10 protein-coding genes are annotated in these 21,082 nt (G+C 68.8%); 3 read left to right on the top strand and 7 right to left on the bottom strand.

The window, feature by feature from the left end:
- Positions 1 to 79 precede the first annotated feature (79 nt).
- The 7 genes from QFZ76_RS20070 to QFZ76_RS20040 all read right to left on the bottom strand — a co-directional run bounded on the left by QFZ76_RS20070 (position 80) and on the right by QFZ76_RS20040 (position 8,023).
- Positions 80 to 1,849, bottom strand: coding sequence for an IucA/IucC family siderophore biosynthesis protein (locus QFZ76_RS20070; protein WP_307675036.1), 1,770 nt, complete (start codon positions 1,847 to 1,849; stop codon positions 80 to 82).
- Entirely contained in the window at positions 1,846 to 2,415 is a 570-nt protein-coding gene (locus tag QFZ76_RS20065; protein WP_307675035.1) for a GNAT family N-acetyltransferase, read from the bottom strand. Before QFZ76_RS20065 ends, QFZ76_RS20070 begins: the two co-directional genes overlap by 4 nt.
- Complete coding sequence (locus tag QFZ76_RS20060) at positions 2,412 to 3,692, bottom strand: lysine N(6)-hydroxylase/L-ornithine N(5)-oxygenase family protein (RefSeq protein ID WP_307675034.1); 1,281 nt, start codon at positions 3,690 to 3,692, stop codon at positions 2,412 to 2,414. The genes QFZ76_RS20065 and QFZ76_RS20060 overlap by 4 nt, the downstream gene beginning before the upstream one ends.
- Positions 3,676 to 5,118 (bottom strand): lysine decarboxylase DesA, encoded by a 1,443-nt coding sequence (gene desA, locus QFZ76_RS20055; RefSeq protein ID WP_307675033.1) that lies wholly within the window; start codon positions 5,116 to 5,118, stop codon positions 3,676 to 3,678. Before desA ends, QFZ76_RS20060 begins: the two co-directional genes overlap by 17 nt.
- A 182-nt stretch (positions 5,119 to 5,300) precedes the next feature.
- A complete protein-coding gene (locus tag QFZ76_RS20050) occupies positions 5,301 to 6,167 on the bottom strand; it encodes a siderophore-interacting protein (protein ID WP_307675032.1) in 867 nt (288 codons plus the stop codon).
- Positions 6,168 to 6,256: 89 nt separating this feature from the next.
- Positions 6,257 to 7,303 carry an ABC transporter substrate-binding protein gene (locus QFZ76_RS20045; protein ID WP_307675031.1) on the bottom strand — a complete coding sequence of 349 codons (1,047 nt, stop codon included), beginning with the start codon at positions 7,301 to 7,303 and terminating at the stop codon, positions 6,257 to 6,259.
- Between the two features lie 306 nt (positions 7,304 to 7,609).
- A complete protein-coding gene (locus QFZ76_RS20040; RefSeq protein WP_307675030.1) occupies positions 7,610 to 8,023 on the bottom strand; it encodes a hypothetical protein in 414 nt (137 codons plus the stop codon).
- A gap of 578 nt (positions 8,024 to 8,601) precedes the next feature.
- Between QFZ76_RS20040 and QFZ76_RS20035 the strand changes: the two genes are divergently transcribed.
- The 3 genes from QFZ76_RS20035 to QFZ76_RS20025 all read left to right on the top strand — a co-directional run bounded on the left by QFZ76_RS20035 (position 8,602) and on the right by QFZ76_RS20025 (position 21,026).
- Entirely contained in the window at positions 8,602 to 10,080 is a 1,479-nt protein-coding gene (locus tag QFZ76_RS20035) for a VCBS repeat-containing protein (RefSeq protein WP_307675029.1), read from the top strand.
- Between the two features lie 185 nt (positions 10,081 to 10,265).
- Positions 10,266 to 13,907 carry a LamG domain-containing protein gene (locus QFZ76_RS20030; RefSeq protein ID WP_307675028.1) on the top strand — a complete coding sequence of 1,214 codons (3,642 nt, stop codon included), beginning with the start codon at positions 10,266 to 10,268 and terminating at the stop codon, positions 13,905 to 13,907.
- Positions 13,908 to 14,081: 174 nt separating this feature from the next.
- The gene (locus QFZ76_RS20025; RefSeq protein WP_307675027.1) at positions 14,082 to 21,026 is read left to right on the top strand and encodes a polymorphic toxin-type HINT domain-containing protein; all 6,945 of its coding nucleotides are present in this window, start codon (positions 14,082 to 14,084) and stop codon (positions 21,024 to 21,026) included.
- Positions 21,027 to 21,082: the final 56 nt, after the last annotated feature.

The following is a 21,082-nucleotide window of genomic DNA, read 5'->3' as shown; positions in this document are numbered from 1 at the left end:
CGACGGCGGGCACGGCGACGGGCACCTCGGAGGACCGTACTCCGAGGTGCCCGTCTGTCTGTGGGGGGCGGTGCGATGGCTACAGGCCCGCGATCGGGTTCTCCAGGTTGCCGATCAGCTGGAGGGCGCCGGCCGGGTCCGAGAGGTCCACCATCTGCTCGTTGTTGCGCAGCTGGAGGCGGTTGAGGCAGGACAGCGCGAACTCGGGGGCGAACATGTCGTACCGCTTGAACTTGTCGGCGAGTTCGGGCACCGAGTGCTGGTAGTCGCGGGTCACCTCGGCGACCGTGCGCCAGAAGTCGTCCTCCTCCAGGATCCCCTCGGCGGCGAGGTTCGCGGCGAGGAAGCGGAAGAAGCAGTCGAAGACGTCCGTGAAGATCGACAGGAGCTTCTTGTCCTCGGGGACCTCGACGCGCAGCCGCTCGACCGTCGGCGGCAGCACCGCGTCCGGGTCCATGACGGCGATCTCCTCGGCGATGTCCTTGTAGATCGCGCGCTGGACCACGCCGTCCTTCAGGACCAGGATGACGTTCTCGCCGTGCGGCATGAACACCAGGTCGTAGGCGTAGAAGCTGTGCAGCAGCGGGGTGAAGTACGCCCGCAGGTAGCGGCGCAGCCACTCCGTCGGCGTCAGCCCGGACCGCTCGATCAGCGCGCCCGCGAAGGAGGCGCCCTCGTGGTCCACATGGACGAGGGAGGCCATGGTCGCGAGGGACTCGCCGTCCTGGAGGGAGGACACCGGGCTCTCCCGCCACAGCGCGGCGAGCATTTTGCGGTACGGCGAGTAGCGGTCCGTCGCCTGCTCGTACTCCAGGTGCCGGTAGCCCACGGCCGCCCGCTCGCGGATGATCGTGAGGCCCGTCGCCTTCAGCACCGGGTCGCCCTCGATGAGCTGGGCGAGCCAGTCGTTGATCGCCGGGGTCGCCTCCATGTAGGCGGCCGACAGCCCGCGCATGAAGCCCATGTTGAGGACGGACAGGGCCGTCTTCACGTAGTGCTTCTCGGGGTTCGACGTGTTGAAGAAGGTCCGGATGGACTGCTGGGCCAGGTACTCGTCGTCGCCCTCGCCCAGGCACACGAGGTGGCCGCGGGCGACCTCGGCGGCGAAGGTGACGGTGAGCTTGTTCCACCACTGCCAGGGGTGGACGGGGATGAGGAGGTAGTCGGCCGGGTCGAGCCCCTGGTCGGTGAGCTGCCCGTTGAAGCGCTCGACCGTCTGGGCGCCCAACTCGTCCCGCACGAACGACTCGTACTCGATGCCGACCCCCGCCGTGAACGCCGCCCGCGAGCGGTGCGCGGCCAGCCAGACCAGGCGGACCGGGCTCGCGGTCTCGGGGGCGTACGACAGGTACTCGTGGATGCCGAAGCCGAGCCGTCCGTTGTTGGCGACGAAGCAGGGGTGGCCCTCGGTCATGCCGGTCTCGATGGCCTGGAAGTCGCTCTTCACCAGCTCGGCGACCGGGATCTGCGGCTTGGTGAGTTTGAAGCAGGTGCCGGAGAGGGTGGAGGAGATCTCCTCCAGGTAGACCGGCAGGATCCGGTCGCTCAGACCCAGGGTGTTCTTCAGCTCGATGAAGAAGTCCAGGGCGGCGAGCGGGAGTTGGTTGCCGTCCCGGGTGCGGGTGATCGAGTCGGCGTCCACCTGCCAGTGGTCCAGGGCGCGGCGGGTGGCGGTGAAGCGGTAGCGGGTCAGGCCGTCGTCGCCGCGGACGACGTACTCGTCGCCGTCCTTCTCCGGCGTGAGCAGCCGCTCGTGCGCGAACTCGGCCAGGGCCTTGCGGACCAGCTGGCGGTTGGCCGTCTCCCAGCGCTCGGGGGAGAGGTGGGCCACGGCGTCGGCGAGGGTCATGCCGTCACCGCCGTAGTCGCACGGCTGTGCCTGTTCAAGAAGCGCTCCCGGGTGCAGAAGCTCAACAACGCCTTCTTCTCCGGCTTCTGTATCTCGCGGTCGGGCACGAACCCGACGGCTTCGTTCAGGGCGTGGACGGCCTTGTTGGACACGTCCGGTTCGACGACGACCCGGACGGTGCCCGGGTCCTCGAAGAGGTGCGCCATCACGGCCGTGATGACCGCGCGGGTGAACCCGTGCACGGGCCGGTCGGTGGGGGCGACCAGGAAGTGCATGCCGACGTCGCCGGGCTGGGGCTCGTACAGGCCGACCAGCTCGTGGTGGGCGGGGTCGTACTTCTCCATCAGGAACGCGGGCACGCCGTCGTGCAGGCCCAGCAGGGCGTGCCAGTGCTCGTCGGCGGCGATCTCCATGTACGCGCGCTCGACGTCCTCCAGTTTGGCGTCCTGCATCATCCAGAAGGCCGCCTTGGGGTGGGTGACCCAGGAGTGCACGAGCTCGGCGTCCTTGAGCGGATCGAGGGGGCGGAGCGTCAAGGTGCCCAGGTCAGTGGTGGTGGTGTTCATACTGCGAACTCCTGGAAGGCGATCGTCTTCTCGACCGGGTAGTACTCGCTGCCGAGCAGCTCACGGATGATGGAGCTGTTGCGGTACGCGCCCATGCCCAGGTCGGGGCTGGTGATGCTGTGCGTGTGGACGCCGGCGTTCTGCAGGAAGACGCCTCTGCCCGTCACGTCGATCGCGTAGTTGCGGGCGATGTCGTAGTTGCCCCGCGAGTCGTAGCACAGCCGGTCGCGGACCGGCTTGAGGAACTCCGGTTCGGCGTACTTGTAGCCGGTGGCCAGCACCAGGCCCTGGGAGGCCAGCTCGTAGTCCTTCCCCTGCTCCTCCTGGCGCAGTCCCAGCGTGTACGTGCCGTTCTCGTACGTCGCGCTGTTCAGCGAGGAGTTGGTGAGCAGCCGCGTGGGCACCGGACCGCCGAGGTTCTTCTGGTAGAGCAGGTCGAAGATCTCGTTGATCAGGTCGCCGTCGATGCCCTTGAACAGGCCCTTCTGCTCGGCCGTGAGGCGGTAGCGGGTGTCCTCCGGCAGCGCGTGGAAGTAGTCGATGTACTCCGGGGAGGTCATCTCCAGCGTGAGTTTCGTGTACTCCAGCGGGAAGAAGCGCGGTGAGCGGGTGACCCAGTTCAGCCGGTAGCCGTGGACGTCGATCTCGCTGAGCAGGTCGTAGTAGATCTCGGCGGCGGACTGGCCGGAGCCGACGAGGGTGATCGACTCCTTCTTCTGCAACTCCTCCTTGTGCCGCAGGTACCGGGAGTTGTGCACGAAGTCGCCGCCCAGACCCTGGCAGGCCTCGGGGATGTGGGGCGGGGTGCCGGTGCCGAGGACCAGGCGGCGGGCGCGGAAGGTCTCGCCGGCCGTGGTCTTCACGACGTACAGCTCGGCCCCCTCGTCGTACGTCACTTCCTCGACCGTCGTGTTGAAGCGGACGCAGCTCAGCTTGTTCGCGGCCCAGCGGCAGTAGTCGTCGTACTCGACCCGCAGGGGGTAGAAGTTCTCGCGGATGTAGAACGAGTACAGCCGGCCCTTCTCCTTCAGGTAGTTGAGGAAGGAGTACGGCGAGGTCGGGTCGGCGAGGGTGACCAGGTCCGACATGAACGGGGTCTGGAGGTGGGCGCCGTCCAGGAACATGCCGGCGTGCCACTCGAAGTCGGGCTTCGAGTCGAGGAAGAGGCCGTCGAGCTGGTCGATGGGCTCGGTGAGGCACGCCAGGCCGAGGTTGAACGGGCCGAGCCCGATCCCCACGAAGTCGTAACTGCGGGCGGATTCAGGAAGCGCGGTCAAGGGACTCTCCCAGGTACTGCTCGGCGTGGCCGGCGATCAGATCGAGTACGGCGGCCATGTCGTCGGTCGTCGTCTCGGGGTTGAGCAGGGTGAACTTCAGGTAGTGCCGACCGCCCACCTTGGTGCCCGCGACCACCGCGTCGCCGGAGGCGAACAGGGCCTTGCGGGCGTACAGGTTGGCGCGGTCGATCTCGGCCGGGTCGGTGACGGCGGCCGGGATGTAGCGGAAGACGAGGGTGGAGAGGGTCGGCTCGACCACCACGTCGAAACGCGGGTCGGCGGCAAGGAGCTGCCAGCCTTCGACCGCGAGATCGCAGACCTCGTCGAAGAGCTGCCCGATGCCGTCGGCGCCCATCACGCGCAGCGTCATCCACAGCTTGAGCGCGTCGAAGCGGCGGGTGGTCTGCAGGGACTTGTCCACCTGGTTGGGGATACGTTCCTGCACCATGCGGCGCGGGTTGAGGTACTCCGCGTGGTAGGTGGCGTGGCGCAGGGTGCTCGCGTCCCGGACCAGCACGGCGGACGAACTGACCGGCTGGAAGAAGGACTTGTGGTAGTCGACGGTGACCGAGTCGGCGCGCTCGATGCCGTCGATGCGGTCGCGGTACTTGACCGAGGCGAGCAGCCCGCAGCCGTACGCGGCGTCGACGTGCATCCACACGCCGTACTGCTCGCACAGCTCGGCGATCTCGGGCAGCGGGTCGATGGAGCCGAAGTCGGTGGTGCCGGCGGTGGCGACGACGGCCATGGGGACGAGGCCGTCCTGCTTGCAGCGCTCCAGCTCACGGGCGAGCGCGACGGTCTGCATGCGCTTGTCGGCGCCGACGGGGACGGAGACCACGGCGTCCTGGCCGAGTCCGAGGAGCTTCGCGGACTTCTTCACGCTGAAGTGGCTGACCTCGGAGGCGAAGATGCGCAGTTTGGCTGCCGTGTCCGTCTTGGCCTCCTCGCGGGCGAGGAGCAGCGCCTGGAGGTTGGACTGGGTGCCGCCGGAGGTGAAGACGCCGTCGGCGTTCTCGCCGAGGCCGATGCGGGCGGTGGTCCAGTCGATGAGCTTGCGCTCGATGAGGGTGCCGCCGGCCGACTGGTCCCAGGTGTCCAGGGAGGAGTTGACGGCGGACAGAACCGCCTCGCCGACCACGGCCGGGATGACGACCGGGCAGTTGAGGTGGGCGAGGTAGCGGGGGTGGTGGAAGTAGATCGCGTCCCGGAGGTAGACGTCCTCCAGCTCGTCGAGCACCGCCGCGGTGTCGTACAGCGGCTCGTCGAGGTCGATCTCTTCGATGCGGGGGGAGAGGGCGTCGACGGTGACGCCGGTGAACGGACGGGAGGTGGTGGCGAGTTTGGCCGCCACCCGCTCTATTCCTTCGGTCACGGAGCGGCGGTAGTGCTCCGCGGTCGTGTCGTTGAGCAGGTGCGAGCGCATGTGCGGGTCCTCCGGTGGGGACAGTCCGTGGGCTGGGGAGCGGGGCGGAGCCTCGGCTTTAACTTAGGTTAGCCTAACCTAATTAACTTGAGTGAAACCCAGCCCCTTCCGTGACTGCCGTCACTCTGAACACAGGCCTGGCGTCAGCCGGTTGGGGTCCTACGGGAGTCCACCGCCGAGCGTCACTCCTGCTCGCGCAGCTGCTCCTCGGTCAGGCCCTGCCGCCAGTAACCGACGAAGGTGACTCTTCGGCGGTCGAACTCGCGCTCGCGCACGAAGTGCCGGCGCAGCGACTTCACACACCCGGACTCGCCCGCGATCCAGACGTACGGGTGCTCGGCGGGCGGGAGTTGGGTGTCGCGGAGGGCGCTGAGCGCCAGGGGCGGACTCTGGGCGGCCTTCTCCTCCTGCACCAGCCAGGTGATCTCGGCGTCCGCCTCCGTCACCACGTCCTGGATGTCACCGGCGTGCGGGACCTCCAGCCAGACCCGGGCGGGGGTGCCGGCCGGCAGCGACTCGACGATGGAGCGGGCGGCCGGTACGGCGGTCTCGTCACCCCAGATCACCACCAGGTCGGTGTCCTCGGGCGGCCGGAAGCGGATCGCCCGGTTGTCCGCGACCGCCGGGCCCAGCAGCACGACCTTGTCGCCGGCCGCGGCACCCGCGGCCCACCGGGAGGCGGGGCCCGCTTCGATGGCCGCGTCCGTCTCGACGCCGTGCAGCACGAATTCGATGTCGATCTCGGCCGTGTGGCCGTCGGCGTCCCGGCGCAGGGAGCGGAGCGTGTACGAGCGCATCACCGCCCGTACGTCCTCCGGGAGTTCGCGCCAGCCCTGCCACCAGCCCTCACCCAGCTCGATCGGCACCTGAGGCTCGCTCTGGCCGGGGTGCGGGATGAACAGCGACAGGGACTGGTCCTGTCCGTCGGAGTGGAAGTCGCGGAGGTCGGGGCCGTCGAAGGTGACCCGGACCAGGGACGGGCCGAGCCGCCTCGTCCGTACGACCTGGAGGGAGAAGAAACGGAACGGGGCGGCCACGGCGGTACTCACTCTTGTTCTCCTGAGAGTCAGGAAGATGTGGTCGGGTCAGGTGCGGGGCGGGCCGGACCGCTTGGAGTCGGCCGGCCCGCGCGCAAGGGTCAGCTGACCTTCTTGGCCTTCTCCAGCGCCTCGGCGAGGCTGGTGAGCAGCGGGGTGCACTTGGCGTAGGACAGGATCGGCTCGGGGGAGCGCGCGATGATCTGGCCGGCCTTGACGGCGGGCAGCTGCTTCCAGGTGGCCTCGGTGATGTCGGCCGGCTGGATGGTCGAGGAACGGTCGTCCATCATGATGATGTCGGCCTTGTACTTGTCGACGTTCTCCCAGCTCAGCGACTCGAACCAGCCGCCGCCGACCTTCTTGGCGCTCTCCGGCGGCTCGACGAAGTTCACGCCGAGGGCCTTGAAGTACTCCAGGTCGATGGAGAGGTTGGTGCCGGAGACGTAGAACAGTTCCGCGCTGGCGGAACCGGCCATCACCTTGATGTCGGGCTTGGCCTTGGCGGCCGCGCGCAGGCGGGTGGCGGCCTCCTCGAACGTCTTCTTGGAGTCGGCGACCGCCGCGGCCTTCATGTCGGCGCCCAGCGACTCGGCGAGCTCCCACATGCGCTGCAGCGGCGCGGTGAGCTGGCGGTCGTAGACGGAGATGCCGACGCTCGGGGCCAGCTGGGCGATCTTGTCCTTCGACGCCTCGGGGACGTACCAGAGCGTGCCGGCGTCGTCGAACATCGTGGAGATCAGCACGTCGGGCGCGAGGGCCGCGTACTTCTCGACGTTGAACTGGTCCCAGGCGTTGCCGAGGACGGTGAGCTTGCTGATGTCCATGTCGCCGGCCTGGACGTCGGCCTTGCCGTCCGAGGTCTTGGTCGGGCCGAACACGCCCTTGACCGAGATGCCGTAGTCGAAGAGGGCGGCGGCGACACCGGTGAACGCGACGATGTTCGCGGGGGCCTTGTCCAGCTTCACGGTCGTGCCGCGGTCGTCCTTGAAGCTCCAGGGGCCGGAGGCCTTGGCGGACGCCGTCGAGTCCGAGCCGCTGCTCTCCGAGTCGCTGTCGCCGCACGCGGCCAGGAAGGCGCCGAGGCCGAGCGCGCCACCGGTGGCGAGCAGCCCGCGGCGGGAGAAGTTGGCGGTTCTGGCGTTCGACATGGGATGGGTCTGCTTTCGTGCGTACGGGGGCCACTGGGGGTCCGCGCCTGCGGGTGGCTGGAATCAGGCTTAGGTTAGCCTAACCTTCTATTCTGTCCAGCGGGCACCCGGTACCTGTTCCCGGCTCGCGGGGAGGGATGCTTGCGCATTCTGTGATGCGGGTCACGGCTGCCAAGGGGCGGTGGAACGGGGCCTGTTGGGGGGCGCCGGTGAACTCCCGCACAGCGCCCGCGCCTTCAGCCCATCGGCCCGCCGAACCTACGGGTGACGATGGTGCCGGCGGGAGCCACCGGCGCGCTGTGAGGGTCAGGCCGTCAGGCCCGGCTCCGGCCCGTTCCGACTCCGACGCATCAGGGTCGCGCTGCGAACCTCACTCAAGACGGTTCGTGACCGGGGGTGGTGTTCTCGCGCAGGGGGCACGGCCGGGTCGGGCAGTCGATGTCCGCGCACGTGCTGCTGGGGTCGTCTCGCCCGTGGTCGCGTCGACCGCCAGTTCCGCCGTGCCCTGATGGTCCGACGCCAGGAAGTGGACGCCGTCCGCATCGCGACCGTCGAGCCGCCGAAGGAGTAGTAGCGGGTCGCCGTCACCGTGCCGTCGACATTCGTGACCGTCGTCAGTTCGCCCTGCTTGTCGCAGTTCAGCGACTGGGTGTCGCCTCCGGGGACACGTGTCTTGGTGTTGCCGGACACGTCGTAGGTGTAGGTGTCCTTGGACGTCATCTGCGGGGTCGTGCTCGTCGCAGTCGTCGAACGGGGACACTTCCCCGACCGTCGAGGACGACGCAGCGGAGGAGTAGGCGCTCTCCGAGGCTCCCGTGCCTGACGCCCCGCCGGAGGTCACCGATGACGTCCACGTGTCGGTCAGCCGGCGCAGGCCGTCGTACGTGAACCGCTGGACGTCACTCGTGCGACCGGTCGGGGTGTCGGCGATCGACAGGATGTCGCCGATGGCGTTGTGCGTCCAGGTAGGGGACGTCCGAGATGTAACTGCCGCCGCTCAGCGACGTGTTGGAAGGCGCCGTAGAGAATGTGAAGATGGCTGACCTGTCTACGCCTGTGAGATGACCACCCCGGTGCCGAGGGTCTCCAGGTCAGTGCAGGGGGAAGTTGCCCGCGTGTGACCAGTGTGACGCTTGTCACCCACTGAGGTGTGGGAGGTGTGTTGCATGTGCACCTCAAGTGGAGCCATGATCCCTTGACCTTTTTAGATTCTCTTTATGTACGGGGCATAGGTGACAAGGGTGGGGAAAGCATGGCGGCGTAGTGCTGCCACTGTTCTGGCAGGGGCACTGCTGGCCTTGGCGGGCGCATCCGGCGGTACGCCCGCCGCGGCCGCCGTCGCGTGCCCGTCGGGGACCGATTCGGACTTCAACGGCGACGGCGTCAGGGACACGGCGATCGCCGACCCGGAGGCAAGCGTCGACGGCGTGCAGAAGGCGGGGGTGGTGCACGTCGTGTACGGCGGCGGCAAGGGCACCCTCTCCTTCTCGCAGGCGCTCGACAACATCCCCGGCGCACCCGAGGCCAACGACCGGTACGGCCACGCGCTGGCCGTGTACGACGCCGACCTCGACGGATGCAGCGACCTCGTGGTCGGCACGCCGTACGAGGACATGGGCACCGTGCCCGACGCCGGGGTCGTGCAACTCATCCACGGCTCCACGAGCGGGCTGAACGCCGGCACCAAGCCGGTGAAGGAGTTCTACCAGGGCACCGACAAGCCCCTGGGCGGCGGAACCGAGACCGACGACTGGGTCGGCTACTCCCTCGCCGCGGGCAAGACCTCGGCCGGCGCGCCGTATCTGCTGATCGGCACTCCCGGCGAGTCCATCGGCACCCTCGAGGACGCGGGCGGCTTCTACTACGTCGGCGGCACCGCGCAGACCGTGGCCTTCGTCCACCAGGACACCGAGACCGCGGGCGCCGTGTCGGGCATCGCCGAGCAGGACGACCGCTTCGGCACCACCATCGCCGCGACCCCGACCCACTTCGCGGTCGGCACCCCCGGCGAAGCGCTCGGCACCGTCCCCTTCGCCGGCGGCGTCGCCTTCTTCAGCCACGCGCTCACCTCGAACTCCCCGAAGCCGCTCGGCGGCCTCGGCCAGGACCAGGACGTGATCACCGGCGCCCCCGAGGTGGACGACCAGTTCGGCGCCGCGCTCGCCATGGTGCCGTACCGGGCCTCCGGCGCCACCTCCACCACCGAGTCGCTGCTCGTGGTCGGCGTGCCCGGCGAGGACCTGGTGACCACCGTCGACGCGGGCGCCGTCCAGGTGTTCAAGCTCGCAGCCAACGGCACGTTCACCGAGACCGCCTGGATCGACCAGAACGTCGCCGACATGGGCCAGGAGTCCGAGGCCGGCGACTTCTTCGGCAAGCAGCTCGCCGCCGTCAACACCTCGCCGAACGCCACCTCCACGGCCACCACCACCCGCCTCGCCATCGGCGTGCCGGGCGAGGAGTCGTCCGAGGAGTACGCGGAGAAGGGCGGCGTCCAGATCGTCCCGCTGGTCGGCGCGCCCGGCGCCTCCGACCAGTGGATCGACCCCGGCTACGGCGTGCCGGGCGCTCCCGCCTTGCGCCAGCTCGCCGGCCTCTCCCTGGCCGCCACCCCCTCGGTGCTGTACGTCGGCATGCCCTACGGCCCCGCCGAGACCCGCGGGGTCCACGGCTTCCCGTGGAACGTGGCCTCCGGCGGCGCGCCGACGGTGACGATCAAGCCCGGTGAGGGCGGTCTCCCGGCGACCGGTGTGGCTTTCGGGGCGATCGTCCGCTGACGACGCCCGCGCGGTGGCCGGCCGGCCTCGGAACGGCCGGCCGGCGCGTGACCACCTCACCCTCACAGCCGTGCCAGGCACGGCTTCCGGAGGCAGGCCTCCCCTTCGTGGTGACGGCCCGGTGCCTTTGGCCTCTCGACTTCCCGACTTCCCAGACAGACATGAACCGACGGGAGTGTGGACGCGTGTCCGCAGACAGACCCAGACCGATACGGCGCGGCCTCGTGCTGCGCGCCGCTGTCGCGGCAGCCGTCACCGGCGCCGTGGTGGCCGGCGCCGCGACGCTCCCGAACGGTGCCGGGGGACCGGACCAGAGCCCCGTCCCGGCCGCGGCCGACCAGCCGCTGGTCACCGAGCAGCAGGCCATGGCCTCCGCGAAGGACAGCGGCAAGCGGGCCGAGGTGGTCGGACTGCGCACCGAGCGCAGGGAGATCTTCGCCGAGCCCGACGGCACCTTCACCGCCCGCGAGTACACCGAGCCCGTCCGCACCGTCCAGGGCGGCAAGTGGGTCTCCGTCGACCCGGCGCTCGTCAAGCGCGCCGACGGCACCTGGGGGCCGAAGGCCGCCACCGTCGACCTGGCCTTCTCCGCCGGACAGGCGGGCAAGCCCTTCGTCACCATGCGGCGTGCGGGCCGCGAACTCGCCCTGACCTGGCCGTACGGCAAGCTGCCCGCGCCCAGCGTCGACGGCGACACCGCCACCTACGCCGAGGTCCTGCCCGGCGTCGACCTGACCGTACGGGCGGAGGCGGACGGCTTCGGCCATCTGATCGTCGTCAAGACGCCCGAGGCCGCGGCCGATCCCCGGCTGGCCCGGCTCGACCTCGGCATGACCACCGACGGTCTGAAGGTCGCCGAGGATGCCACCGGCGCGATCCTCGCGGAGGACGCCGTCGTCGGCGGCACCGTCTTCCAGGCCGGCAAGCCCACCATGTGGGACTCCGCCGCTGTCGAGGAGAACGCCGCGCGCAAGCAGGGGCCGACGGCGGTCGCGAAGGCGCTGAAGTCGGCGACGGCGGGCGCGGCCGACACGAGCGCCGCCGCCCCCGGACCGGAGGCGGCCCCCGAGCCCGCCCTCGACGGTCCCGGCGGCGGCGGGCGCGTCGCCCCGCTGGGCGTCGAGGTCGGCAAGGACAAGCTGAGCCTCGTCCCGGACCAGAAGCTCCTGAAGGGCGAGGACACCGTCTTCCCGGTCGTCATCGACCCGATCCAGCGCACCACCTCGCGCACCGCCTGGACCGGCGTCATGTCCGGCATCCCCGGCGAGCAGGACTGGAAGTACTCGGGCAGCGCGGGCGTCGGCAAGTGCCCGACCGACTACAACCCGGTCTCCTGCAACGGCGTCGGCTCCCGGCGCGTGATGTTCACGATGCCGCTGTCCTTCTACAAGGGGAAGCAGATCCTCGGCGCGACCTTCTCCGCCCGCGTCGAGCACATCTACAGCGCCTCCCCGACCGCCGAGCCCATCCAGCTCTACCGGATCGGCGGCGCGAACTACAGCCTCACCTCGTCCAGCAACTGGTCCAACACCTCGGACGACTGGGACGACTATCTCCAGACCGTCGACAAGGCGATCTCCCCGACCTCCTGCTCCAGCCAGGCCAACCTGCACTTCGAGAGCGGTTCGACCGGCGAGCTGACCAGCGAGATCAAGACGGCCGCCGCGGGCGGCTGGAACGCGATGACGCTGGGCCTGCGCGCGGCCGACGAGTCCCGCTTCGCGGAGTGGAAGCGGATCTGCGGCAACGCGTATCTGTCGATCAAGTACAACAACCTGCCCCGGCAGATCAAGATCTCGGACATGTCCACCGACCCCGGCGGCGTGTGCAAGTGGGGCACGGGCCGTGCCACCACCGACGTGCCGCCGAAGCTCCAGGCCATCGCGAGCGACCCCGACCACGCCAACGGCCAGACCGACAAGGTGAAGGTCCAGTTCAAGGTCGAGTGGGGCGGAACCACACCCGGCTCGTACACGTACACCAGCCCGGACTGGCTCTCCCCGACGACCGGCACCAAATTCGTGCACACCGTGAAGTCGTCGATCCCGCAGGGCACCCCCATCTACTGGAGCGCGCGGGCCTACGACGGTGACGGCTACGGCCCGTGGAGCTCGGACGGCGACACCCCGCAGCGCTGCGAGTTCACCTACGACAAGACCTGGCCCGGCAAGCCGCTGGTGCTGTCCAAGCAGTACCCGTCCGACACCGTCTACCACGACGGCGTGGGCACCTACGGCACCTTCACCTTCTCGCCGAACCCGAACGACGCCATCCCGGACAACGACGTCGTCAAGTACCAGTACTCCTTCAACGGCGCGGCGATGACCACCCTCACCCCGTCCTCACCGGGCGGTTCGGTCTCCGTCCAGTGGCTGCCGACCCGTTCCGGGCGCCAGGTGCTGGAAGTGGTCGCCATCGACAAGGCGGCCCACGCCAGCAGCACGCCGTACGACTTCCTGGTGACCGAGGGCAGGCCGGTCGTCGCCCAGTGGAACCTCGCCGACCAGACCGGTGACACCGAGGCCCACGACGAGAGCGGCGAGTTCTCGGCGACCGCCGGCACCGCCGTCACCTTCGGCGCGGACGGCCCCGGCGGCAAGGTCGACAAGGCGGCCCGCTTCGACGGCAGCGCCGATTCCTACCTCGACGCCAGCGAGACCGTGCTGGACACCGCCAGGAGCTTCAGCGTCAGCGCCTGGGTGCGGCCCACGGCCCTCGACAAGGACATGACGGTCGTCAGCCAGGACGGCACCGGCGAGCCCGGCTTCACCCTCGGCTACGACGCCACCGCGAAGACCTGGAAGTTCTCCGTCCCGGTCAACGACGTGGACTCGCTCGGCGAGTGGAAGGCCGTCTCCACCGGCATCTCCGTGGTCAAGGACCAGTGGGTCCTGCTGACCGGCGTGTACGACGCGCAGAAGACCGGCGGCCCGCAGCTCCAGCTCTACATCAACAAGGACCTGAAGGGTTCGGCCGCCCGGCGCTCCACGTGGAAGTCGTACGGCCCGCTGCAGATCGGCCGCTCGACGGCCAAGAGCGGCTACCGCGACAACTTCGTCGGCGACCTCGCCGAGATCCGCGTCTTCGACCGTCTCCTGCCGGCGGCCCAGGTCGCCGAGCTGATGACCATCAAGCCGGAACGCAAGGGCTACTGGCAGCTGGACCAGGCCACCAACGGCTCGGTGACCGAGACCGGCGGCGGCCAGGCGCTGACCCTCGCGGGCAACGCCTCCATCTACCGCCCGGCCGACCCGCTGTTCGACACCGCCGCCCTGGTCGGCGACGGCAACCTCGTCCTGGACGGCGACGGTGACTACGCGTCCACCGCCACTGCCCCGGTCACCGGCAACAGCAGCTTCACCGTGACCGCCCGCGCCCAGCTCACCTCGCTGGACCCGGAGAAGTCGCAGACGGTGCTGGCCCTGCCGGGCACCAACGCCAACCGCGTTCAGGTCCGCTACCAGGCCGCCACCGGCCAGTGGGAGCTGGCCGTGGCGAAGACCGACGTGGCCGCCCCTGAGGTCGTCACCTTCACCGACGACCAGGAACTGCCCGACACCGGCGGCTCCGGCCAGCACCTGGCGGTCGTCTACGACGCCTTCGCCAACTCGGTCCGCCTGTACGTCGAGGGCCAGCTCGTCGCCGGCGCCTACGGCACGGACAACACCCTGTGGCCCGCCACCGGCGGTCTCCAGGTGGGCCGTTCGCTGCGCGGGGCGAGCGAGTACTTCGCCGGCGCCATCGACGAGGTCCGCGTGTACAGCGGCGCGGCCGACCCGATCGCGGTGCAGCAGATGGCCGCGCTGACGGCCGTGCCCGACATGTGACAGGGCGTCATCTCTGAGGTGTGCCGGGTCCGTAAGGGCCCGGCACACCTGTCCTGTCCGCGTTCGTTCCCTCTCTCTTCATGACTTTCCTGTCATGACCTTCCTGTCATGACCTTCCCCCTACGATCAGGGAGTTGCCGGATGTTCTTCCGTGGCCGCTCACTGAGCCGCCGCATGCCCAGACAGACGGTCGTCGCCACAGTGATCGGGCTTTCGCTCGCGCTGTCCGCGTCGTCGGTCCAGGCAGTGGCGCTCGACGACGGTGACCGGGGCCGCACCAGCCGCCCCGGTGTCCAGGACGACGGGGATCCCGCCAAGGGATCCGACGCCAAAGCGAAGTCCCGCCCCTCCGACCCGGCGCGCAAGGCCGCGGTCAAGGGCCTCGACAAGGCGGTGTGGCCGAAGCGGGGCGGCGCCGAGATAGCCGTCGGCGCGGCCGCCGCGAGTGAGGCCGGCGGTCTGCCGGTCAAGGTCGGCAAGGCGAGGGCCAGGGCGGCGACGGCGGCGGGCAAGGTCCGCGTCGACGTCCTCGACCCGAAGCGGGCCGCACAGCTCGGCGCCGGCGTCCTGCTGGGCGTGGAACGTGCGGACGGTGCGGACAAGGCGGCCAAGGTCCGTCTGACCGTGGACTATTCGGAGTTCGCCGAGGGCTTCGGCGGCTCCTACGCCTCGCGTCTCCAGCTGGTCCAGCTTCCTTCCTGCGCCACGGTCGCCGTGCCCGGCAGCAAGGAGTGCCCGCAGCAGCCCAAGGTGCTGCCCACGGTCAACGATCTGAAGTCGGGCACCGTCTCCGCCGACGTGACCGCGGCTCCGGCCCCGGCCGAGGGCGTGTCCACGATGGCGGGCGAGGCGACCTCCCTGGTCGCCGTCGCGGCAGGCCCCTCCAGCGCCCAGGGCACCTACAAGGCCACTGCCCTCGCCCCCTCGTCGAGCTGGAGTGTCGCCACCTCCTCCGGCGCGTTCAACTGGAACTACCCATTCCGCTCGGTGCCGACCCCGGGTGGCCTCACGCCGACCGTCGGCCTCGGCTACTCGTCCCAGTCGGCGGACGGCCGCACCTCGGCGACGAACAACCAGGGCTCCTGGATCGGCGAGGGCTTCTCCTACGACCCGGGTTACATCGAGCGCCGCTACAAGCCGTGTGCCGACGACGGCCACGACAACTCCGGTGAGCAGTGCTGGGCGTTCGAGAACGCCACGGTCATGCTCAACGGCTCCGCCGGCGAGCTGGTCAAGGACGACACCACCGGCAAGTGGCACATGTCGTCCGACGACGGCAGCAAGGTCGAGAAGCTGACCGGTGCCACCAACGGCGACAACGACGGTGAGTACTGGCGCATCACCACCTCGGACGGCACCGAGTACTACTTCGGCCAGAACCGCCTTCCGGGCTGGGCCACGGGCAACGAGGAGACCAACTCGACCTGGACCGCCCCGGTCTTCGGCGACGACTCCGGCGAGCCCTGCTACAACGCCACCTTCACCAGCGCACACTGCCGGCAGGCCTGGCGCTGGAGCCTCGACTACGTCAAGGACAGCCACGGCAACGTGATGTCCTACTTCTACGACCGCGAGACCAACTACTACGCGCTCAACGCGAAGACGGACGTCAACGGCACCGCGTACCACCGCGGCGGCTACCTCAAGCGCATCGACTACGGTCAGCGCGATGGCCAGGTCTACGCGGCCAAGGCGCCGGCCCGGATCGTGTTCAACACCGCCGAACGCTGCCTGCCCACCGCCGACTTCGACTGCGCGGAGAGCAAGCGCACCAAGGCGAACGCCGCTCACTGGCCCGACGTCCCGGTCGACCAGGAGTGCAAGGCGAGCACGAAGTGCACCTCGCCGGTGCAGACGTTCTTCACCACCAAGCGGCTGACCTCGGTCGTCACGCAGATGCGTAAGGACGCCACGGCCTACCAGGACGTGGACGCCTGGACGCTGACGCACCTGTTCACCGACAACGGTGACGACTCCAAGACGTTGTGGCTGTCGAAGATCGAGCACGAGGGCCGCGCCGGTACGGCGATCAAGCTGCCCTCCGTCGACCTGTTCGGCGAGCAGCTCGCCAACCGCGTCGACGCGATCGGCGACAACATCGCGCCGTTCCACCGCTTCCGCCTCTCGATGGTCCTCAGCGAGACCGGCGCCCAGCTCGACGTCAACTACGCGCCCACCGACTGCACCAAGGCCACGCTGCCCACGCCGGGCGAGTCGACCAAGCGCTGCTACCCCGTGAAGTGGGCCCCGCCGGGCTACCTGGAGCCGATCACCGACTGGTTCCACAAGTACGTCGTCTCGGCGGTCATCGAGACCGACCGCACCGGCGGCAGCGACGGCATGGTCACCCGCTACGACTACCAGGGCGACGCGGCCTGGCGTAAGGCGAAGCCGGACGGCATCACCGACGCCAAGTACCTCACCTGGGGCGGCTGGCAGGGCTACGGCAAGGTGAAGGTCACCAGCGGCACGGCCGACGTGCAGAAGACGCGCGTCGACTACACGTTCATGCAGGGCATGGACGGCGACAAGGACGCGGCGGGCAACGCGCGTTCGGTGACGGTGAAGGACTCGACCGGGGCGTCGTACTCCGACGACGAGGAGTTCACGGGTCACCAGCTGGAGGTCGCCACCTACGACGGCGCCAAGCTGATCTCCAAGTCCATCCAGACCCCGTGGAAGCACTACTCCGCCACCCAGGCCCAGAGCTGGGGCACCACCCGCGCGGTGATCGTGCGCTCCCAGACGGGCCGCGGCTTCAACCTCCAGTCCGACGGCACCTGGGTGGAGACGAAGTCGACCACGACGTACGACACGTCCAACGGCACTGGCCGGGTGCTGACGGTCGACGACCAGGGTGACGTTTCCAGCACCAAGGACGACACCTGCACCCGCACCACGTACGCGGACAACACGGCGAAGAACGTGCTCGCCCTGCCCGCGCGCAGCGAGTCGGTGTCCGTGAAGTGTGCGACGACGCCCGACCGCAAGACCCAGGTCCTGGCCGACGAGCGCACCTCCTACGACGGCGGAGCGTTCGGCGCGGCACCCACCAAGGGTGACGCCACCAAGACCGAGCGGATGACGTCGCACAACGGCACCACGGCGACGTACCAGGTCACCGGCACCACCACCTACGACGCCTTCGGCCGCCCGCTGTCCCAGAAGGACGCCAAGCAGCAGGGCACGACGCAGGAGACGAAGACCGCCTACACCGAGACCAACGGTCTGCTGACGAAGACCACCGTCACCAACGCCGCCGGTCATGTCACCACCACCGACTACGCCCCCGCCTGGGGCATGTCCAAGGGTCAGACCGACCCCAACGGCAAGCGGACGGACCTCGCGTACGACGCCATGGGCCGGCTCACGTCTGTGTGGCTGCCGGACCGTGTCTCGACCCAGACACCGAGCATCAAGTACTCCTACAACGTCCGCAAGGACAAGGTCACCTCGATCAAGACGGAGAAGATCGAGAACGACGGCAGCTACGGTGCCGAGTACCAGCTCTACGACAGCATGCTGCGGTCCCGTCAGATCCAGACGGAAGGGCCTGACGGCACCCGGATGGTCGCCGACACGTGGTACGACGGCACCGGGAACGTCAAGAAGACCAACTCCACCTACAACGCGTCGGGCCCCGCCGCGGACGAACTGCTGCTTGTGTCCAGCGGCCAGGTCGGTGCGCAGAGCCTGATGGAGTACGACGGTCTGGGCCGGCCGACCGCGCAGATCTTCGCCGTCGGCGGCGGCGAGCAGTGGCGCACGACGACCCGGTACGACGGTGAGCTGACCCATGTCGACCCGCCGGTCGGCGGCGTGCCGACCACGACCGTCACGGACGGCCAGGGCAACACGTCGGAGATCCGGCACTACCGCGGAGCGTCGCCCAACGTCGGTGTGCCCTATGAGTCGACCAAGTACACGTACACCGTGGCCGGCCAGCTGGAGACCGTCACGGACTCCCAGGGCAACGTGTGGCAGTACGAGTACGACCAGCTGGGGCGCCAGACCAAGTCCGTCGACCCTGACGCGGGCACCTCGCGTACGGAGTTCGACGAGTTGGACCGCCCGGTGGCCGCCTACGACGGCCGGAACAAGAAGACCTCCACGGTCTACGACAACCTCGGCCGCGTGCTCTCGACCTGGCAGGGCGACCCGAACACCGGTACCAAACTGACGGAGACCAAGTACGACAAGGCGGGTTGGCTGGGTCTGGCCTACGGCTACCTGAGCTACGTCTCGCCGACGGAGTACTTCGCCGTTGCGGTCCAGTCGGTGGACGACTTCTACCAGCCGCTGAAGACCGCTTACCAGATCCCCGCCTCGCAGGGGTCACTGGCCGGCACGCACGTCTTCACCACGTCGTACAACCGGGACGGTTCGGTCCAGAGCAGCGGCCTGCCCGCCATCGGTGATCTGCCTGCGGAGGCGGTCACCTACACGTACGACTCGCTCCAGCGGCCGATGACGATGACGGGCAGCGACTCCTACGTCACCAACACCGTCTACTCCGGGACCAGCCAGGTCCAGCAGATGGAGCTGTCCACGGGCAGCGGCAAGAAGGTCTGGCAGACCTACAACTACGAGAAGGGCACCAACCGGCTGACCCGCTCGGTGGTCGACGTCTACGGCGGGACCGCACCGGCCAAGGACTCCCGGTACTCCTACGACCAGGCCGGCAACGTCCTGTCCATCGCGGACACCGCGAACTCCGCCTCGCCGGACGTGCAGTGCTTCGCCTACGACACCCGTCAGCGGCTGAAGGACGCCTGGACGCCGGCGGCGACCGCGACGAGCGCGGCCGGCATGGGCACTCGCGGCTCCGCCATCCCGGTGGAGGGCACCGGCCCGACAGCCTGTGACTCTGCCGCCGGGTCGAGCGCCCTCGGTGGACCGGCCCCGTACTGGAAGTCGTACGAGACCGACGCCATCGGCAACCGTGTCTCCGAGACCAACCACGACACAGGGCTGGACGCGGCGAAGAACATCACCCGCACCTACGAGTACGGCGGCGCGGGTGCCCTGGGCGATGGACCGCACCAGGTCACCAAGGTCGTCGAGAAGACCCCGACCGGTGACAAGCAGTCGTCGTACGAGTACGACGACGCGGGCAACACCACCAAGCGCACCATCGGCGGCAACGCGCAGACCCTGCTCTGGAACGACTCGGGTCAGCTCACGGAGACCACCGAGGCGAGCGGTGCGAAGACCAGTTACCTCTATGATCCGACCGGCACGCGTGTACTGCGCAAGGACTCCTCCGGCACGACCCTCTACCTGCCCGGCACCGAGCTGAAGCTCTCTGCCGACGGTACGAAGACGGAAGCTACCCGCTACTACACCTACCTGGACCAGACCGTCGCGGTGCGTACCGCCGGCAAGGTCTACTTCCTCGGGTCCGATCATCACGGCACAGGCGAACTCGCCATCGACGCCGCGACCGGAACGCTGTCTCAGCGGCGTTTCGACCCCTATGGTGTCGACCGCGGCGAGAAGACCGGAACCTGGCCGGGGGAGAAGGGCTTCGTCGGCGGCACGATCGACTCCTCGACAGGGCTCACGCACCTGGGAGCACGGGAGTACGACGCCCAAATCGGCAAGTTCATATCAGCCGATCCAGTCATCGACGTGACGCAGCCGCAGCAGATCAACGGCTACGCGTACGCGAACAACTCCCCCGTCACGCACGCCGACCCCAGCGGCATGATCATCCCGGAGTGCCGGGAGGGCCTGATCGAGTGCCGCGGCGGCCAGCCGTACTTCCCGAAAAACGACGTCGAGAAAGCGGAGTCGGACAAGGACAAGGCGTCCTGGAACGTCACGCAGGCCCAGGGACAGCAGTCCGCTGCCAAGCAGCGCATCAAGTCCGCGGGTAAGGCCCTGGTCAAGATCGCGCGCGACATCCTCGGTGTCGACGCGGCCCTGGACTGCATCTCCACCGGTGACGTCGGTGCCTGCGGCGAGACCCTGCTCAACATCGCCGGCAGCTTCGCGGGCGGCCTCGCGGGCAAGATCCTCGCCAAGTACGGGGCGCCCTGGAACTGGGCCAAGGGCATCAAGCTCGCCAAGCGGGTCACCGGCCTGGTCGGTGATCTGATCGGCGGAGCCAAGGACCTGTGGAAGGCCAACAAGGCCGTGGGCAAGGCCCAGGCCGGGCTGGCCAGGGCGGGAGACAAACTCAAGGAAGCCAGGAAGAAGGCGGCCGAGGCCCTCAAGAAACGGAAAAAGAACGAGGAGGGAGCCTCCTGCCCGGTCGGCGGGAAGCACAGCTTCCTGCCGGGCACGAAGGTCCTGTTGGCGGGCGGCAAGACCAAGCCGATCGAGAAGGTGAAGCTCGGCGACAAGATCACCGTCACCGACCCGAAGACGGGCGGCGCGACGGTCCGTGAGGTCGTCGGCACGATCGTCACCGAGGACGACAAGCACTTCGTCGACCTGACGGTCGAGGACGGGTCTGGAACGTCAGACCTGGTCTCCACCACAACTCATCCGTTCTGGGTGGACTCCGAGCAGGCCTGGATCGAGGCCGGCGACCTTGAGCCGGGCATGCGGCTGCACACGGTGGACGGCAGCCCGGTCACCCTTACGGCCGTCAGCGCGTTCGACAAGCGGCAGCGCACGCACGACCTGACCGTCGAGGACGTGCACACGTACTACGTGTACGCGGGCGGCATCTCCCTGCTGGTGCACAATTGCGGTGAGAACGACGGTGATTCCGACCCGCTCATGGACGCGGTGCAGTCCGTGGCGGACGAGGCGTCGCAGATCAAGAAGAACAAGGAACGGCCGGCTGTCTCGGAAGGGATCCAGCTGTCGGACGGCACGGTCATGGCCAGTACCAGCATCCGCGGTGCCAAGGTGAGGGTGCACCCCGCCGTGCAGGCCGTGCTGAACACGATGGCCTCGCATGGCACCAGGGGCAAGGGACACGGTCAGTGCGGACTCGTGGTGTGTGTGTCGCAGGCGCTGTTCGCCGGCAAGAGTCCCACCGGGGCCAGAGGCGCGGCGGTGACGATCCGCAACGACGTGAACCACGAGAAGCACGGAATGCCCATCGGCCCGTGCAACAGCTGTGCTGCCTTGGTGGAGCACTTCGACATCGACTTCGTGACATGAGGGGGACCGGTGAGGAATAGATCATGAGGCACGGTTCCAGGTCGGACAGAGGACGG

Origin of the sequence: Streptomyces sp. V4I2 (assembly GCF_030817655.1) — a bacterium.
GTDB lineage: Bacteria > Actinomycetota > Actinomycetes > Streptomycetales > Streptomycetaceae > Streptomyces > Streptomyces plumbiresistens.
This window is presented reverse-complemented; position numbering and strand designations above follow the sequence as displayed.

Bases quoted from the DNA above. Each gene is read 5' to 3' on its own strand.
- QFZ76_RS20070 (WP_307675036.1), bottom strand. From the start codon at position 1,849: ATGACCCTCGCCGACGCCGTGGCCCACCTCTCCCCCGAGCGCTGGGAG.
- QFZ76_RS20025 (WP_307675027.1), top strand. From the start codon at position 14,082: ATGCCCAGACAGACGGTCGTCGCCACAGTGATCGGGCTTTCGCTCGCG.
- QFZ76_RS20040 (WP_307675030.1), bottom strand. From the start codon at position 8,023: ATGACGTCCAAGGACACCTACACCTACGACGTGTCCGGCAACACCAAG.
- desA (WP_307675033.1), bottom strand. From the start codon at position 5,118: ATGCGCTCGCACCTGCTCAACGACACGACCGCGGAGCACTACCGCCGC.
- QFZ76_RS20065 (WP_307675035.1), bottom strand. From the start codon at position 2,415: ATGAACACCACCACCACTGACCTGGGCACCTTGACGCTCCGCCCCCTC.
- QFZ76_RS20045 (WP_307675031.1), bottom strand. From the start codon at position 7,303: ATGTCGAACGCCAGAACCGCCAACTTCTCCCGCCGCGGGCTGCTCGCC.